General features: G+C 65.2%; 20 protein-coding genes. All 20 read right to left on the reverse strand.

Going from position 1 to position 16,801, the window contains the following annotated elements:
• Positions 1–125 precede the first annotated feature (125 nt).
• The gene (locus AC1DYF_RS34035) at positions 126–890 is read right to left on the reverse strand and encodes a lytic transglycosylase domain-containing protein (RefSeq protein ID WP_477882496.1); all 765 of its coding nucleotides are present in this window, start codon (positions 888–890) and stop codon (positions 126–128) included.
• 3 nt (positions 891–893) lie between these two features.
• Positions 894–1,232, reverse strand: a complete 339-nt coding sequence (locus tag AC1DYF_RS34040; RefSeq protein ID WP_477882498.1) for a DUF736 domain-containing protein — start codon at positions 1,230–1,232, stop codon at positions 894–896.
• Between the two features lie 45 nt (positions 1,233–1,277).
• On the reverse strand, positions 1,278–1,823 hold the full coding sequence (locus AC1DYF_RS34045) for a S26 family signal peptidase (RefSeq protein ID WP_477882500.1): 546 nt from the start codon (positions 1,821–1,823) through the stop codon (positions 1,278–1,280).
• Positions 1,820–2,338, reverse strand: a complete 519-nt coding sequence (locus tag AC1DYF_RS34050; RefSeq protein WP_477882502.1) for a DUF2840 domain-containing protein — start codon at positions 2,336–2,338, stop codon at positions 1,820–1,822. The genes AC1DYF_RS34045 and AC1DYF_RS34050 overlap by 4 nt, the downstream gene beginning before the upstream one ends.
• Positions 2,335–2,589 carry a hypothetical protein gene (locus AC1DYF_RS34055; RefSeq protein ID WP_477882504.1) on the reverse strand — a complete coding sequence of 85 codons (255 nt, stop codon included), beginning with the start codon at positions 2,587–2,589 and terminating at the stop codon, positions 2,335–2,337. The genes AC1DYF_RS34050 and AC1DYF_RS34055 overlap by 4 nt, the downstream gene beginning before the upstream one ends.
• Positions 2,586–3,224, reverse strand: coding sequence for a ParA family partition ATPase (gene parA / locus AC1DYF_RS34060; protein WP_477882506.1), 639 nt, complete (start codon positions 3,222–3,224; stop codon positions 2,586–2,588). The genes AC1DYF_RS34055 and parA overlap by 4 nt, the downstream gene beginning before the upstream one ends.
• Before the next feature lie 208 nt (positions 3,225–3,432).
• The gene (locus AC1DYF_RS34065; RefSeq protein WP_477882507.1) at positions 3,433–4,320 is read right to left on the reverse strand and encodes a replication initiator protein A; all 888 of its coding nucleotides are present in this window, start codon (positions 4,318–4,320) and stop codon (positions 3,433–3,435) included.
• Positions 4,321–4,331: 11 nt separating this feature from the next.
• Positions 4,332–4,616, reverse strand: a complete 285-nt coding sequence (locus tag AC1DYF_RS34070; protein WP_477882509.1) for a helix-turn-helix transcriptional regulator — start codon at positions 4,614–4,616, stop codon at positions 4,332–4,334.
• 126 nt (positions 4,617–4,742) lie between these two features.
• Positions 4,743–5,279 (reverse strand): DUF2285 domain-containing protein, encoded by a 537-nt coding sequence (locus tag AC1DYF_RS34075; RefSeq protein WP_477882551.1) that lies wholly within the window; start codon positions 5,277–5,279, stop codon positions 4,743–4,745.
• Entirely contained in the window at positions 5,194–5,532 is a 339-nt protein-coding gene (locus AC1DYF_RS34080; protein WP_477882510.1) for a transcriptional regulator domain-containing protein, read from the reverse strand. The genes AC1DYF_RS34075 and AC1DYF_RS34080 overlap by 86 nt, the downstream gene beginning before the upstream one ends.
• A 94-nt stretch (positions 5,533–5,626) precedes the next feature.
• Positions 5,627–5,890: a DUF2285 domain-containing protein gene (locus AC1DYF_RS34085; RefSeq protein WP_477882512.1), complete on the reverse strand. Its 264-nt coding sequence runs from the start codon at positions 5,888–5,890 to the stop codon at positions 5,627–5,629.
• 120 nt (positions 5,891–6,010) lie between these two features.
• Positions 6,011–6,253, reverse strand: coding sequence for a helix-turn-helix domain-containing protein (locus tag AC1DYF_RS34090; protein WP_477882514.1), 243 nt, complete (start codon positions 6,251–6,253; stop codon positions 6,011–6,013).
• 184 nt (positions 6,254–6,437) lie between these two features.
• Positions 6,438–6,761 (reverse strand): DUF736 domain-containing protein, encoded by a 324-nt coding sequence (locus AC1DYF_RS34095; protein ID WP_151606863.1) that lies wholly within the window; start codon positions 6,759–6,761, stop codon positions 6,438–6,440.
• 566 nt (positions 6,762–7,327) lie between these two features.
• Entirely contained in the window at positions 7,328–7,771 is a 444-nt protein-coding gene (locus AC1DYF_RS34100) for a hypothetical protein (RefSeq protein ID WP_477882515.1), read from the reverse strand.
• A gap of 140 nt (positions 7,772–7,911) precedes the next feature.
• Complete coding sequence (locus AC1DYF_RS34105) at positions 7,912–8,079, reverse strand: hypothetical protein (protein ID WP_477882517.1); 168 nt, start codon at positions 8,077–8,079, stop codon at positions 7,912–7,914.
• A gap of 220 nt (positions 8,080–8,299) precedes the next feature.
• Positions 8,300–8,806, reverse strand: a complete 507-nt coding sequence (locus AC1DYF_RS34110; protein ID WP_477882519.1) for a hypothetical protein — start codon at positions 8,804–8,806, stop codon at positions 8,300–8,302.
• 225 nt (positions 8,807–9,031) lie between these two features.
• On the reverse strand, positions 9,032–10,078 hold the full coding sequence (locus tag AC1DYF_RS34115) for a TOPRIM nucleotidyl transferase/hydrolase domain-containing protein (RefSeq protein ID WP_477882521.1): 1,047 nt from the start codon (positions 10,076–10,078) through the stop codon (positions 9,032–9,034).
• A gap of 94 nt (positions 10,079–10,172) precedes the next feature.
• Complete coding sequence (locus AC1DYF_RS34120; protein WP_477882523.1) at positions 10,173–11,096, reverse strand: DUF2493 domain-containing protein; 924 nt, start codon at positions 11,094–11,096, stop codon at positions 10,173–10,175.
• A 311-nt stretch (positions 11,097–11,407) separates the two neighbouring features.
• Entirely contained in the window at positions 11,408–12,445 is a 1,038-nt protein-coding gene (locus tag AC1DYF_RS34125; RefSeq protein ID WP_477882525.1) for a DUF7146 domain-containing protein, read from the reverse strand.
• Positions 12,445–16,770, reverse strand: coding sequence for a strawberry notch-like NTP hydrolase domain-containing protein (locus AC1DYF_RS34130; protein ID WP_477882527.1), 4,326 nt, complete (start codon positions 16,768–16,770; stop codon positions 12,445–12,447). The genes AC1DYF_RS34125 and AC1DYF_RS34130 overlap by 1 nt, the downstream gene beginning before the upstream one ends.
• Between the last annotated feature and the right edge of the window lie 31 nt (positions 16,771–16,801).

A 16,801-nucleotide genomic window follows, 5' to 3' on the forward strand; every position in this document is an offset into this window, starting at 1 on the left:
ACCGCACCAAGCCGCACATCGCGCGCTTTTATCTCGCCATCGTGCGGTTGTGCTGCCTGCTTTTCCCGCCCCTGACGCCAATTCCGCGCCAAAGCCCGACAATGCCGCAGGGAGTGCGATGCCAATCATCGTGGCCCCGCACTATCGGTTCGCGCCACGAACAGGCCATCGGATCGCGATGCAGGCAGTGTCGGATCGCGTGGGGTCTGCTGCGTAGATTGTGCAGCGGGATCGCCGTCGGGCTGCCGCCGATCTGCACGCGGCGTGCTATCGGCCTGCACGATGAAGAGCGGCGCACGTGTCCAGGCTAGCGGATCGGCGGTCGCCACCGTGACGCGGGCGGTAAGATCGCCGCCGCCGACGATCGGTGCGAGAGCGGCGACATAGGCGCGCGTTTCGGCCGGCAACGGGCGCCCGGTCGCGCGATATTCTTCATAGCGGCCGGGACCGGCGTTGTAGGCCGCCAGAAAGCCCGGCGAGCCGTAGCGATCGTGCATCTCGCGCAGATACGCCGCGCCCGCGAGGATGTTGTCGCGTGGGTCGTAGGGGTCGTTGCCGATAGCGTGCCGAACGCGCAGCTCCGCCCAGGTGGCCGGCATGATCTGCATCAGGCCCAGCGCGCCGACCGATGAGATCGCGCGGACCTCGCCGCGGCTCTCGACGCGCATGACCGCGCGAATCCAGTGCTCGGGAACGCCGAACCGTTGCGCGGCCTCGGCGATGAAGGCGGAGTAGGGCTCAACGCGAGAGGGCCGCTCGGCCGACACGGTCTGCGCGTTCGAGTTGGCGCAGAGCGGCAGGGCGATCAGCAGGCCGGAAAGGAGAAGGAGGGCCGCACGTCGGACGATGGTAAACCGTCCGACGACAGCGCGATTGCGGCGGGCCGGCATCGCTCAGTCTCGCTCGCTGCGCCGGGGCGGGCGATTCCAGTGCAGACCCCAGGCAGACTTGTCGTCGGCCGATTGGAACAAATTAGCGCGGACCGGCTGACCGAACGTTGGATCGTCGAGTTGCAGCGAGACGTACTCGCCCGCCTTCTCGCCAGTGCGTTTCCAGCCGGCCCCAACTTCGGGACCATCCTCGTCGGATCCGAGATGGACGCGATAATCCGGCGCGTTCTCCGCGTCGGATTGCTCGGCGGGCACGAGCACCAGCTCGGCGTCAAGCGCGAGCGTTTTGACTCGCCCGGTATAGCCCGACGTGGTGCGGCTGAATTGACCGATCAGGGACATGATTGCCTCCGTGGATGTGCGGTGAGGTTGGGAATGGGCACGTCGTCACCGCGCCGGCGCGCGCCAGACGAAGCGGCCATCGCCGTCCTCGTCGGTGTAGAGGGGGATGGCCCGGCCGATCACGGCGGAGGCGGGAAGCGGTCCGAAGTAACGGCCGTCGAGGCTGTCGCGGACCTGCCAGTTCATCAGGAACAATTCGCCCTGGGCGACGATGCGGCAGCCCTGCCAGATAGGCAGCGGATTGCCGCGACGATCGCGATCGAGCGCGTCGCCCATCGGCACGGCGTCGACGGTAATGGTGAGGCCGGTCCTGCAAACCCGTTGGCCAGGAAGCGCCACGACGCGCTTCATCAACGGCACGCCGCGTGGAAGATACCCGCCCTCGGCGAGGAAGCTCGCGAGCGGCTCGGGCGCGCGTACGGCGACCAGATCGGTGACTTCCGGGAACCGTTCAGGCGCGACGGCGTAGAGGCCGATCGGCGTGCTAGCGGACGCATTCCAGATCAGCTTCGGCGCGAAGGAAACGAGTGACAGGATGCCGAGCAACGACACCGCAGCCGTCGTGGTGATGGCGTAGCCGAGCCGGGTCATGCGCCGATCTCCTGGCGTAGGAGAAAGGCGCGATGGCGCTGCATTGTGTAGGCGCGTGGCGCCTCCCCGGCGGCCAGACGGTTGTGCACGTGCCGCCAGTAATCGGGCGAGACATCGACTGGATCGATGCCGATCGCCTCGATCGCTTCGATGAGTTGGAGCATGCGCTCCACCTTCGGCCAGCCGTCGACGCGCAGCAGGATGTCGCCGCCGGGCGTCACGGTCGGGATCGTCTGGGAGGGTTCGCCGAAAGCGACTGCGCGCAGAATGTCGAGGCGCGAGAGCACGGTGCCGTGTTCGTTCGCGGCCCAGCGCACGAGCGCAAAGGTCGTGCCGGGAGGGAAGAAGAGGATACGGCGGCGACGGTCGATGATCTGTTCGCGCACCCCGCGACCGAAGCGAATCCAGTGCTCGATCTGCTTCTCGATCCAAACGAGTTCGACCTGGGTGAGGTTATCCGGCGGCGTGTGAAGGGTGCGGCCAGCGCGCGCGGATGCGGGGGCAAGGCCGGTCATGGGGCGTCTCCTTGGGCTGGTGGGAATTCGCGCTCGAACAGCGCGCGCAGCATGTCGGCGACGGTCTGGCCGCGCTGGAAGGCCGCGATCTTGATCCGRCCGCGCATGTCGGCGGTGACGTCGATGGTCAGTCGGGCCGAAAAGTCGTCGGCGGGCTGTGGTCGCTGCACCTGGCGATCGGGCGCCTTGATCCAGCTCTCCGGATCGCCTGGTCTGGACGCGAAGCCGCGCTTGGGGGATCGTTCGCTCATAAACCGATCCTCATGATCTCGGCCGCGAGCGCGGCGATCTCGCGCGCGCCCGGACAATCCTCGTCCTGCTCGGCTGCAATCCGGCCGGTCTGCACAACGTCGGCGAAGACGATGCGCTGACCGATGGTGGTCGCGAGCAATGGCGGGTCGTGATCAGCGAGTGTCTCGGCKGTTTCGCGGGCGAGAATCGTGCGGGCCGCACAGCGGTTCAGCACGAACCGCGCCTTGAGGTCCGGTCGATAGATTCGGGCTTCGCTGAGCAACGTCAGCATCTCGGCCGACGCCCAGCCGTCGAGCGGGGACGGCTGCACCGGGATCAGGACAAGATCGGCGGCGAGCAAGGCCGAGCGCATGAGACTGGCGACGCGTGGCGGACCGTCGATGACGACGTGATCGGCGTTACGGGCCAACTCCGGCGCCTCGCGATGCAGCGTGTCGCGGGCCAAGCCGACAACACCGAACAGCCGCTGCAAGCCCTCCCGGCTACGTTGCTGCGACCAGTCCAGCGCCGAGCCTTGCGGATCGGCGTCGATCAGCGTGACGCGTTTGCCGCCCCGAGCCCATTCGCCGGCGAGATGGAGCGCCAGCGTCGTCTTGCCGACGCCGCCCTTCTGGTTAAGGAGCGCGACGATCATGACGGCCTCCCGGCGATCGGGGACTCGTCCACACGGCGCGAAAAAGCCGGGTCCGTTAGAAAGATTCCGTAGGAATCTAGGTTAGATAAGTTACGGGGCTCGCAAGCTGCTGATTCAGCGCGAGGAATCGACGATTTCGGTCCCCGATAGCACGAGAGTCCGGTCCCCGATGGCACGATAGCGCCGGTCCCTGATAGCACGAGACTATTCACAGCTTATCCCCAGGGCGAGTTGTCGAGCGGCGACGGCGGCGTGGGATGCCGAGCGCGTCGGGATCGGTGGGTGCGAAGGAGAGGATTTCAGGTCCGCCGAGGCATTGCTCGATGGTGAGCCGGTAGCCCGGCAGCGGCTGGCGGCGGACGATGTCGCGCAGGTCGTAGGCGAAGTGTTTGAGCGGGGAGAGGCTGCCGGACTTGGCGTGGAGGTGCGGGAAGTCGAAGCTCCAGCCGAATTCCTGCTTGCCGCCGTGCTTGCGCACCAGGCGGTAAAGCCAGCGCTCCAACCCCCCAGTGAGATCGAAGTATTTGCGGTCGATCGTCAGTACGAGCGCGTCGTCCAGAACGGCGCCGTAAAACCAGTCGGGGACGATCAACTCGAGGCCGAGCGGACGGCCGCGGTGATCGGCGCGCTCTTTCCATTCATTGATCCAGGAGAAGCGGTGCATCCGCCGCTCGGTTGGCTGGCGGATCGAGGTCGCGACTGTGGTCGATTGCAGCCGGTCGAGCGCGGCCTTCAGGCGGTCGTAGTCGCGCAGCGACACGCCACGGCCGATGAAGTTCAGAATTTCATAGGGGGTGGTCGCCATCAGGCGTGACGGCCGCAAGCCGACATCGCGCGCTTCAACGATCTGCGACGCGGCCCAGATGAGGACGTCCGCATCCCAGATCGTGGCCATGCCATGTTCCGGCACGGCTTCGACACGAATCTTCACCGAGCCCGCCTTGAAGTCGATCGGCGCCAGGCGCTTTGACTTGGCGAGCGAGAAGAACGGATAGGCCATGAGATCCTGCGCATCGCGCGGCGCAAGATCGCCGGGCAGCGCCCGGAACAGATCGAGCTGCGCGCGCTCCTCGCGATGGTGGGGGTGGGACGACATGGCCGGTCGTCTCAGCGCGGGAAGCGGGCGCCGGCCGTGGCGGGCAAGGCGGTCTGGCGTTTGGCAGGCAGCACCGTGCCGCCGCGCGGGTCGGAGGTCGAGGTAACTAGACCGCGATCCGCCCAGGCCTGCAGGTCATCGACGGAATAGACGACGCGACCGCCGAGCTTGCGATAGGTCGGACCCGTGCCGTAGGTGCGGTGCTTTTCGAGGGTGCGTTCGGACAGGCCGAGGAAGCGCGCCGCCTCCTGCGTGCGCAGGTAGCGTGGCGGTATATTGGCGGCTTTTTCGGCCATGATCGAACCTCCGTGGTCTCGCGGGAGGCCGCTGCGAACGAGCGGCGGGTTGCGAGTACGGTGGCGCGAAAACGGCGCCTCGGACGATGTCGAAGTAAGGTCGCTAAATTCGACATCCTTGTGGGGTCAGCGTTCACGCCTTGGACGGCGTAACAGCGTTCGGTAGCCGCCGCGAACGAGTTTCGTGCCGTCGCGGGCGAGTCGAATGGTGGTTTCTCGGATGGCGCTGCCGACCCAAGTGGCTGGATTATTGTCGTGTTGAGGGAAGACGTGCTCGGCGATAGCGCGATAGGTGGCGCCGGTAGCGCGGCCGTCGATGGCGCGCAGCATCTGCCGCGCGCGCTCACGCCGTTGCGGAGTAATGCGCGGGTCGGGCGGCACGTGCTTTCCCCTGACAGCCGCCCAGAAACGCGCCACAGCGGTCAGGCGGTCCGGCGTGAGCTCATCGAGAACAATGAACGCGGCGAGCGCTTCGCCGTCTGGCCTATCGGAAATGGTGATATCGAAGCGCTCGCCGCGCATGTCCAGCCGAACGAGCGCGGGGTCCTGTTCGAGGATGGTGTGGACACGCAGATCGTCAGCGGTAAGGCGGAAGCCATCGGACCGCGGCGGACCCCCTTCGAGGCAGATTGCAGCCGGATCGGTTTGTGGGGTCCAGAAGATCGGCTGGGCAAGAGCGGTGGTGTTTGGATCGGCCCCGAAAACACAACCCCCATTGCTGGGCAAATTCTTCGGCCGTCTCGAGCGGCGTTCGGCCGGAAGATATGAGTTCCTGATAGGTCTTTCTATAGTTGGGGTTTCGGCGCAGGAATTCCCAAGCAATATCGCCTGGGGTCAATTTGTCGATGTAGTCATAGGCGGTCCCCGACCGCCAGCTTTCATCTTCGGACATCCTCCAACGCCTCCGCGTAACCATGACACAACGCGAGTTGATCGCCCGTCACGATTCCAAGTTGAGTTTGGCGTGGGAAGAACGAAGTCTGATCAACGTGATGCAGGTTTTGCATCACTCAGTGCAGGCGCGGTCCGATGAGCTCGCAAAAGCCGCTTTCTGTCATCCATTTTGCGCGGGCGAGATGGGCGGTGTGGACCCTCGCGGCGCGCTCTGGTTCGGCTTTGGCACAGATTCCGARAAGCGCTTCGACGACCTCTTTCCAGTCCGCACCTTCAGCGTCCGCGTCGAGCAAGCGCAGGTACAGCTTCAAATGCGCTTGGTCATAGGCGGTTAGCGCTGCGCCGCCAGGTGGCTGGTCGAGGAAGTCTTCTTTGGTCACGGTATCCCCCGACGAGAAATATATCCATTTTGAAGGGGATTGTTAACGCTGTTTTGGATGCGCTGCCCATCGGCAGTGGCGTCGCACGAGGGCCRGGCGGTGTGCCCCCCCGTCGATACGTCAGCTTTCTTTCTTCCCGTTGACAAGCATCACTCCCACGCCTTGGTCGGAGCTCAGGAAGACGATACCGCCACGCTCGAAGGCGCGCCGAACTTCATCGCGCGTGCTCTCGTACACCTCGAGGCCACTTGCGGCTTCGAGGCGCTTCAGCGCGGTCAAAGATACCCGGGCCCTGTCAGCGAGCGTCTCCTGCGTCCAACCCAGCAACGCGCGTGCGGCCCTCGATTGTCGGGCGGTGATCATGCATGATCACCTCCCATTTGGACCTACGCGTACGCCAGAACTACGGCTATAATAGTCGTTCTTGGCGCGATCTTCTAGCTGGAAGTGCCTCTGCACGCTCTCTTCGAGCGATAAAGGCYGCAACTGATTCGGTCGCCGCAAAAACCAAGGGCCCCAGCTTCCGGCTGGGGCCCTTGAGCAGATCTCAGTCCCCACGCCGCCCGTTGGGGCGGGACCAGATCAGGGAGAAGCTTTCCTCTTCATCGTCGAAGAGGTTGGCGTAGATCGGAGCGTTGAAGCTTGGATCATCGAGCTTGAGGCCCAGATAGTCGCGGCCCTCGTTGGAGCGCTTGGACCAGGCGGCGCCGATCTCGGCGCGGCCGACCAGGACCCGGTGGCTGGGGGCGTTCTCGCCGGTGGCGCGCTGGTCGGGGACGATGCGCACGTTCTTGGCCTGGACGCTGAGGGTGACGATTTCGCCGGTGAACTCGTTCGAGCCGGTCTTCTTGAAGGTGCCGATGGTCGCCATTGTAAATCTCCGTTTTCCGTTCCCGAGCCCGCACCATTGCGGCCTCGATGGCGATCGGCGGGCCGGAGGCGATCGACGGCGCACCCCGAAGGGGCCTGACAGCCAAGGAGGGCTTTCTTGTCTCGCGAGGAATGGCGGCGCAGCCGGCAGGGGATGAAAGTTTGATGCGGCTGTTGCGTCATAGGCGATCGAGGCGTCAGCCGGCGTTCGGCCAGATCAGGCCATTGAAGAGGCCGTTTGGAGCGGTTGAGGCACGGTCAGAGAACGGAGAAAATGGCGGCCGTCCCGCACCAGCAAACCGGCGTCGGAGCAATACTCACAGGCTTCGTTTCCTCCCCGCAGGGCATCGGTGCTGCATCCTGACCCGCAACCGCCGATTAGGAGATCGCCACGCCGGATGTTCGGTGGTGCAGCCGAGAGGTGCCCCGCCACGGCAACCGCTCCACCGAGGGCCGCTTCTCCGGGCCCGAGCTGATCCGCGCTCCATGCATCAATCGCAACGGCCTGAGACGGCATGGGCGGTCGCCCCCCATCGCTGGTCGCCCTCGCGATGGCGATGCCGACGATCAGACGCGCGCGAGGTCCCGGCCGGACGGGGCTGGGGCCGCCGCCATTCCAGCGACCCGCACGAAAGCGGTGATACTAACCGCGATCGCACCAATGATGGAGAAGGTGATCTGCCATCCCTCGGACGGCATAAGGTGCTTCACAATGCCATGCGTGGCGTGGAAGCCAGCAACGGCCGCCGGCGCGACGAAGGCGATGGCCACGATCAGCTTCAGCCACATCGGGCGGACGAAGGTGATCAGCAGGTGACCGGTCGCTAGCGTGAGGGCGGCGGCGACCGCCCCGACGAGGACCGCGCCAGGGATGCCGGCGCCGGTGCCGTGCGCCCAGGCGCCCGCGGTCACGCCGACGAACGCCGGCAGCGCGAAGACGGCCAGCGTGAACAGCAGCCAGCAAAGCAGGCCAATGGCTGCGAGGGATGCAAGTATTCCGAGGATGATCATGGTGGTGGCCTCCGTGAGAAAAAGTCTGACGGTCGCGCCTCCACCACCACCACGGCGCGCTCGAACTATAGCTGAAAATCGACTGCGCCGGGAGCGGAAATCGCGTGAGACTTCCGCGCGACGACGCCGGTTCGCCCCGGTTATGGGGCGAAGGGATCGATCTCATGGACGATCGCGGCCATGTCGCCGTCGTACTCGCTGGCGGGCGTGACCGACAGCGTGCCATCGCCGGCCTGGAAAATGATGATGGTGGCCATCAGCGTGGTGGCGAGGCTGAAGGCGAAGGCGTTGGCGTCGTTGAGGGACATCGATCCGGCTCCTGTTTCGAGCGGAGGACCATCCCCCGCTGACAGGCGCCCGAAGTGTCGGACTGAACGCTGCAATCACCGCGCAGGCGCAGCCGAAGCGGCGGCATGCTCGCATAGCCGACCCTTTACGGGTTGATGGCGTCAGGCGATCAGTCGGACCAAGGATCAGCGCAGAAAAGCGGGGGTGGTGCTCGGCGACGAGAGCCGGTCGTGTTCCCGGTCAGCCAAGGTGAGTCGAACGGAGCCCGGGTGGCGCGTTGGCGATGAAATCCCGGTAGGCGTAGTTGATGAGGTCACGGACCAACTCGAGCAGCCCGCCGACCGGCAAACCGTCGAACGGATCGCCATGGGCCATGCCGTTGCGGCGTTGGTTGAGGCTTGGCTTGGACGCGCCGGTGACGAAGCCGATCGCGGTGCCGCCGGTGCGGACGATCATCGGGATGTGCGTGTCGTCGAGGCCGTCGACATCGACCAAGTGCTTCAGCAGCGTGGCGAACGAGCGCTTCTTTTTCGGAATCTGGCCGCCGTACCTGTCCATCAACGTCAGCTCCAGGGCGATGAGCGCCGCGAGCTCGCCGGCCTTCAGCACATCGAGATCGATCCAGCCGAGAAGATAGAGCGCCTGCGCGCGTCTGAATTTGAACTGGACGATGTCGGGTATGCGGGCGTCGATGCCGAGGCCGATGATGAACCGTCGCCATTCATCGGGTTGGTTGAATTGGATCATCCCTCCGGGGAGCCCGGGCGATGGCCATGCGATGATCAGCGGCGCATCGCGCGCGGCAAGTTGAATGTGGTCAAGATCCGGATACGCCTCCTGTCGGTGAGACTTCATCTTTGGGCCGACCTTTCCAGATTGCGATCAGTTGTTTGAAGTCGTGTCGCAATAACCCGCCGCCGAATTTTCAGGCCGAGATCCCGAGGTAGTCTTTCGTGTGGAGCGCGGAAGCGATCAAGCTCCAAGGATAGCGTTGTAGAGCTTCGCGAACTGCTCATCCCGTTGCCGCAGCGCCTCGATGTCGAGGGTTTCGGCGGCTCTACGGGACTGCTCGATTTTGCCGCCCCGGCGACGTAGTGTTTCAGGATCGAGGTTGAGCCAGGTTTCGATCGATGGGTTGGGGATCGCGGCGATCCACTCTTCGAACTCCAGCCCCTTACCAAGCATTGTGGCCGTGCCGGTTGGGTCGTTGTCGCCGTCGACTACTATCAACACCTTCGATTCCGAGTGGAAGGTGTTCCACATTGCATTGGCGACCCGCGGAATGGTGACTTTCCCCATGGCGGTCAGGATTTTGATTGAGCGTCCCGAGCCGGCGGTGGCAAGGATGCGTTCGGCGAGCGTAGCAATGACCACACGATCGGAATCGCCCTCGCAAACGATCAACAGGTCCGCTGCGGCGGGTTGTGCGGGCTGGGTCGCTATGACGTCACCAGTGGCGTGGTCGTAGCGCAAAAGGTCGATTTCGACCGTGCTGGTCTTTTCGGCTGTGACGAGTTTTCCTTCCATCGGGAAGTAGATTGCACCTTCCTCGGCTGCCTTGCGAAGCTTGAGCTTCAGCACGTTCTTGAAGCCGCTACCGCGGACGATCGCCGCGTCCATGTCTCGTTGGTCGAGCAGGACGATGTTGAGCGCCTTGCCGAGAATGAGCGCATCGACCGCATCTTCGGCATAGCCAGACATCGAGATAAAGATTCCTATGGTGCCGGCAAGCTTGCCGTCGACCTTGCCCTTGAACTGATACAGCGTCGATGCGGGCAGCGGGTCCGCATGCCATTTGGCTTCGAGGAGGTAGATTCGCCCGTCGAGATATAACGAACCGTCGATCTGCTCGCCCGCAGGCTTGAATCCGGTGCGGGGCTCTAGATCGTCGTGAACAAAGAGCTTGTTCAACAGTCGTTCGAAATCATAGCCTCGGCGCCGCTTCGCATTTCCGTCAGCGTCGGCCGACAGGCCGGTAAGTTTTTCGTATTCGTTCCGGATTTCTTGCAAGCTGCTCATCTGACCACTTCGCGCATTGTGTGTTTTGCAATGGCGTGGCCATCGGCGCGATTCTATAGCTTTCCGGCCTCCGAGTGAACAGTGGCGGCGGCGCTTACGCGCCACCGAATTTCCAGACGGGAATGCCGAGCTTCTTGGCCTTGTCGGCGAGGTTGTCGTTGATGCCGGTGCCGGGGAAGTGCATCACGCCCTTGGGCAGAACTTCCAGCATCTCGTCGTTGCGCTTGAACGGCGCTGCGCGGCCGTGCTTCGTCCAGTCCGGTGCGAAACCGATCTGCGGAACGTTCCGGTTCGTCGCCCAAAGCGATGCGATCTTCTCGGCGCCCTTCGGCGACTTGCCGTGCATCAGCACCATGTCCGGGTGCTTTTCGAGCACCTGATCGAGCTTGGCCCAGATCAGCCGGTGATCGTTGAAGTCGAGGCCGCCGGTGACGAGGATCTTCGGACCAGGCGGAAGAAGGATCGTCTGCTCGGCGCGCCGCTTCGCTGCCAGGAAGTCGCGGCTGTCGATCATCGCCGACGTAAGATTGCGGTGGTTGACCCTTGACCCGCTGCGCGGAAGCCAGGTTTTGCCGACGTGGCGTTCGTAATGTTCGGCCGCCTGGTCGCGCATCAGTTCGAAGGCGTTCTGGCGTTCGATCAGAGTTTGGCCTTCGGCGATGTGGCGCTCGAGTTCGACGGCCTTTACCTCGCTGCCGTCCTGTTCACGTTGCCCGCGGCGTTGCGCCTGCTCGTTGTCGTCGAGTTCGCGCGCGATCCGGTCGGTGGCGCGGTGAAAGACGTTGACCGTCGACCAGAGGAGATCGTCGAGGTCGGGTTCGAGGCGAGTGTCCTCCAGCGTTCCGATCAGGGCGTCGAAGATGTCGGCGATGGCGCCTGCAACCGCATTGCCGTCTGGGAGGAGTCGCTGGTCGGGTTCATCCTCGAAGGGACGGTAGCCGTGGAGCTGAAGCTCGGTGAGGACATGGTCGGTCGGTGATGAGGCGTGAGGCGGTTCGAAGTCGTCGTGCTCGCTCATGGGATGCTCCGTCGGTGGACCGCGACCGTCGCGGCCTTCATGGCGACGAAAGCCGGCGGGCGGGCCGGCCCTGCACCCGGAGCAAGGCGCAGGGCCGGAGCGTCAGCGGAGGATGGCGGAGGCCGGCGATTTTGTCTCGCGATGGAAAGGCGCGGCACGCGCCGCCGGAAAATCGTCGGCCGCAGCCATTGTTGGGCAGGCCCGTTTGCTGGCCGATCGCCCTCTCGAAGGCCGAGGCGCGGTCCCCCTCCGACGGTTGGTGCATCTGCGAGCACGACGACGCACCGCCATTGTCGGTCTCCCGTGCCGGGCTATCCCGCCAGCGCCATGAACCTTGCGACATCCTGGGGTGCAATCTGCATCCGCGACTGCTGCCGGAGATGCTCGATGCCGAGGGTGCGGAGATCCTCGTTGAAGTCGCCGAGCGCCGGCGAGATGACAATCGCCTCGATCCCGACGGCGTTGGCCCGTTCGATCAAGCTGTCACGCGCACCGTCACCGGCCGGATCATTGTCGCGCACGATGTAGAGCCGTCGCAGCGTATCGGGGAACAGGATGGCGGCGAGATGTGCTGCCGAGAGCGCCGCCAGCATCGGCATGTCGGGAAGCACCTGTCGGAGCGACAGGACGGTCTCGATGCCTTCGCCGGCCGCCATGACCTCGCCGCCGATGCCGAAGCGCACCGCGTTGCCGAGCAGGTCGCCCATTGCTCGCCTCGGCGTGTCGATCGGCGCCTTGTTACGCGATCGGGGATCGAGCCAGGTTCGGTGCGCGCCCGTGATCTTGTCGTGGAGATCGGTGACAGCGGCGATCATCGCCGGCCAGGTCTCGGTCGGCGCGTGCTCGTCGGGCCGATAATAGCAGCGTGGATGGAAGCGAAGGTTTCCGGTTCCGCGTAAATCCGTAATGCCGCGTTCCCGTAAATACGCTTGCACGATTGTGCCCGCTATCGGCTGCGACATCCCGATGAGACGCCGCGCCGCTTCCGGCGAGCCGCTCGGCGCGGGGCTCCGAGGCTCGTGCGATCGTGGCTCCAGTTCCGGCGGCGGCATGCTGAGAAAGGTCCGTGCCTCGTCGGCCACGTCCTTGAAGTCGGTCAGGCCGCAGCTTTCCCGGATGACGTCAAGGAGATCGCCATGCTCGCCGGTGGCGGCGTCGGTCCATTTGCCTGCGACGCCCTTCGATGAATCCTTCAGCCGGACATACATCGAGCGGCCCGGCGTGTTGCGCACGTCGCCGACCAACCAGTATCGGCCCTCGCGACGTCCGCTGGAGAGATAGTGCCGGCACACCGCCTCGGCCTGTCGGCCGAGACTGTGCGCAAGGTCGGAAGCGTCCTGCCTGGCCATCACGCAGCCTTCCGCCCGGAGATGCGCGCAACGGGGAAGGTGTCCAGTAGCTTGGCGAGGATGGCGGGCCCTGATGCATCAACGGGCACGAAGAAGCGCAGCTTCCATGAGATGATCTCGCTGAAGAGGCCATAGGCGCGCAGCCGATCACGCATCGCGTCGGTGAAGCCCGATAGTTCGATGCGGTTGATCCCCATCACACGGGCGCGGCGCAACTGCATGCCCTCACTGACATCGAGGGTGGTCGTGCCGTCGATCAGCGCCGTGAAGGCGGCTTCTGGCCTCAGGGTGCTGGCGCCCATGGCGCCGGCGTTTGCGGCCCAGGCGGGCGAGACGCGGCGACCGATGATGCGCTCGCCGGCGTCGGTCTGGAGCCGATAGACTCGCGTTGACTCGTTGGGCAACCGCTTCCAGATCGGCAGTAGCAGACCGGCGACGATGTGGATGATGCTGTCGGAGAACTCCGGCGCCTCGGCCAGCTCGGCTCCCCAGGCGGCTGCGAAGGTGGGACGGTCGACTTCCTCCCAATGGCTCTCGTCCAACATGCGCAGCGGCGCGTAGTGCTGCTCCATCGGCCGGATCAGGCAGACGCGCCGTTCGATCTCACCATCGTCGAGCATCATCGATGGCGCTGGGATCTGCACAGCGGCCCGGCCGGATCGGCCGTTGACGAGGAGCTGCGCGCGGGGATCGGCGAGATGGTCGATCGCCATGTCGAGCGTGGTAGGGCGATTGCGCTCGCGCCGCGCGATGGTTAGCAGCCGCGTCTCGGCGCCGGTGCCCGGATGCGTGTGGATCACCTGGCTGTCCGTGACGATAAAGCTCTCGGCCTGCAGCGTCTCCAATCCGAGATCATAAACGCCGCTGCGGATCGCGCCCTCGATCTTAGTGGTGAGGAGCTGCTCGAACGCCGTGAAGAGCACGCCCTGCAGATCGATGGTCAACGCCAGGAGCCGGTTCAGGAAGGTGGTGATCGGCGGCAGCTCGTCCTTGATACCGTTGTCGTCCATCAGCTTCAGGCCGGTGGCGGACTCGAAGCGGTTGAGCGAGCAGCCGTCGATCTTGCCGCGCACCAGAAGGAGATAGAGCTGGCGGAGCGCATCGCGCGCATAGTGCGATTCCAGATTGTCCTCGGGTCGGAACAGGCCCTGTCCACCGGTCTGGCGCTGGCCACGTGTGATCGCGCCGAGCGTGTCGAGCCGGCGCGCGATGGTCGAGAGGAAGCGCTTCTCGGCCTTCACGTCGGTGGCGATCGGCCGGAAGAGTGGAGGCTGCGCCTGGTTCGTTCGGTTGGTGCGGCCAAGGCCCTGGATGGCGGCGTCGGCCTTCCAACCCGGTTCGAGCAGATAATGGACGCGCAGGCGCTGGTTCCGCGCCGCGAGATCGGCGTGATAGCTGCGCCCGGTGCCGCCAGCGTCAGAGAAGACGAGTACGCGCCTCTGGTCGTCCATGAATGCGGCTGTTTCCGCGAGATTGGCGGAAGCAGCTCGGTTCTCGACGGCAAGGCGTTCGCCCTTGCGTACCACGCGGCGCGAGCGGCCCGTCACCTCGGCCACTGTGTCGGTGCCGAAACGCTGGACGATCTGGTCGAGCGCGCCGGGCACGGGCGTCAGCGACGCCAGCCGTTCGATCAGCTCGTCTCGCCGTGCGGCGGCTTCGCGGCTCTCGACGGGCCGGCCGTCCCGGTAGACCGGACGCGACGACAGATTGCCCTCGCTGTCGGTGAACGGCTCGTAAAGCTGCACCGGGAAAGAATGCGCGAGGTAGTCCAGGACATACTCCCTGGGTGTGATGTCCACGCGGACGTCGTTCCATTCCTCAGTCGGGATCTCGGCGAGACGCCGTTCCATCAGCGCTTCGCCSGTCGAGACGATCTGGATCACAGCCGAATGGCCATCGGCCAGGTCCTGCTCGATCGAGCGGATCAGCGTCGGGGTTTTCATGCTGGTCAGCAGATGGCCGAAGAAGCGCTGCTTCGCGGACTCGAAGGCCGAGCGTGCTGCCGACTTCGCCTGCCGGTTCAGCGTGCCGCTGTCGCCGGTGATGTTGGCGGCTTGCATCGCCGCGTCGAGATGATTGTGGATGATGGCGAAGGCGCCAGCATAGGCATCGTAGATGCGTGTCTGCTCGGGCGTGAGCTGGTGTTCGAGCAGCTCATATTCGACGCCGTCATAGGAGAGCGACCGAGCGGTATAAAGGCCAAGCGAGCGCAGATCGCGCGCCAGCACCTCCATGGCCGCGACGCCGCCATTCTCGACCGCCTCGACGAATTCGGCCCGGTTGGCGAAGGGGAAATCCGCGCCGCCCCAGAGGCCGAGCCGCTGGGCATAGGCGAGATTGTGGACGGTGGTCGCACCGGTTGCCGACACGTACACGACGCGCGCGTTCGGCAGCGCGTGCTGGAGGCGCAAGCCCGCACGGCCCTGCTGCGATGGGGCCACATCGCCCCGTTCTCCCTTGCCGCCACCGGCGTTCTGCATGGCGTGGCTTTCGTCGAAAATGATCACTCCGTCGAAATCGGAGCCCAACCATTCGACGATCTGCTTGACCCGCGAAAGCTTCTCACCGCGGTCGTCGGACCGTAGCGTGGCATAGGTGGTGAAAAGGATGCCTTCCGCGAGACGGATCGCGGTGCCTTGGGGGAAGCGCGACAGGGGCGTGACCAGCAGCCGCTCCATGCCGAGAGCGGACCAGTCGCGCTGGGCGTCCTCCAGCAGCTTGTCCGACTTGGAGATCCAGACCGCCTTGCGCCGGCCCTGGAGCCAGTTGTCGAGGATGATCCCGGCCGACTGGCGGCCTTTGCCGGCGCCGGTGCCATCGCCGAGCATGAAGCCCTTGCGGAAGCGGACGGCATTTTTCGCCTCGTCCGGCGCGGCCAAGACGAGGTCGCAGGTCTCGTCCACGGTCCAGGCGCCGGCGAGATAGTCGCCATGGGCCTCGCCGGCATAGATCACCGTCTCAAGCTGGGCGTCGGACAGCACGCCGTCGCTGACGATGTGGGTGGGGAGCAGCGGCCGGTAGCTCGGCTTCGGCGGCGCGACCGACGCCATCGCGGCCGATTGCACCAGCTTCGTGGGATGCGGCTGAGCGTCGGGGATGCGGATCGACTGGAGCGCATAGGTCTCATAGATCGAATCCGACAGGCGACCGCCTTCCGGCGGCGTCCAGTCGATCGTCTCATAGTCGAGGGGCACGCCTTCGGGCTGGGCCATGCGGCGCGCAGGGGCTGCGGACGCGGCCCGGGCGAGAAAGCCACGCACGGTGCGCGGCGCGCCAGGCGCATCGGCGATCGTCTTAGGGACCGATACCGGCAACCGGGCCGGAATCTGCTTGTCGATCCATGCGAGCAACGTCGCGACATCGGGTGCGAGGCCGGGAGAGTCCGGAAAGCGGATGGCGTCCTCGGCCGGCGCCTTGTCGATGACGGTCAGGCGCGTCTCGATGGTTGTGCCATGCTTGGCATAGACCGAGCCCGCGACGGCGGCCGTGAAAACGACCCGTCCGCGCTCCTGCAGGCGGATAAAGGCGTCGCGCCACGCACGGGCGTCGGGTGAGAAGTTTGCGCCAGTGATCGCGACCAGGCGGCCGCCATCGGCAAGGCGTGCCAGGGCCGAGGCGACGTGGCGATAGGCAGCGTCGGCCATCCGTCCGGTGACGTTGGCCATCACCGAGAACGGCGGGTTCATGATGATGACGCTGGGAACGGCCGTCCGATCGAGGTGATCGTTGATCTGGGCGGCGTCGAAGCGCGTAACAGGGCTGGCCGGAAAGAGTGACGTGAGGAGATCGGCGCGCGTGTCGGCAATCTCGTTGAGCATGAGCGCGGAACCGGCGATCTCGGCGAGGATCGCAAGCAGACCGGTGCCGGCCGAAGGCTCCAGCACGCGGTCGGTCGAAGTCAGCGATGCCGCGGTCAGGGCGGCAAGACTGAGCGGGACCGGCGTCGAGAATTGCTGGAAAGCCTGCGCTTCCTCGGAGCGACGCGTGTGCGTCGGCAGAAGGTTGGCGACTTTGGTCAGCGCGGAAAGACGTGAAGCCGGCAAAGCGGCTTTGCGGAAAAGCGCCTTTCCGTATTTCCGCAGGAACAGGACCATCGCGACTTCGCAGGCGTCATAGGCCGTTTTCCAGTCCCAGGTGCCGGCAGCGTCGGACGCGCCGAAAGCCACCGCCATGGCGGCGCGCAGGGTGGCTGCGTCAACCGGACGGCCTTGCTCGAGATGGGGGACGAGGTGCTCGGCGGCGAGCAGGACAGCGGCCGATACTGCTTCGGGCGCGAGCCGAAGCGGGGCCGCGGGCTCGACGGCGGGGATCAGGGAGTGGAGCATGGAGGAAACCTCGGAGAGCAGGACACGGTCG

Source organism: Rhizobium sp. P2_G9 (assembly GCF_056403475.1).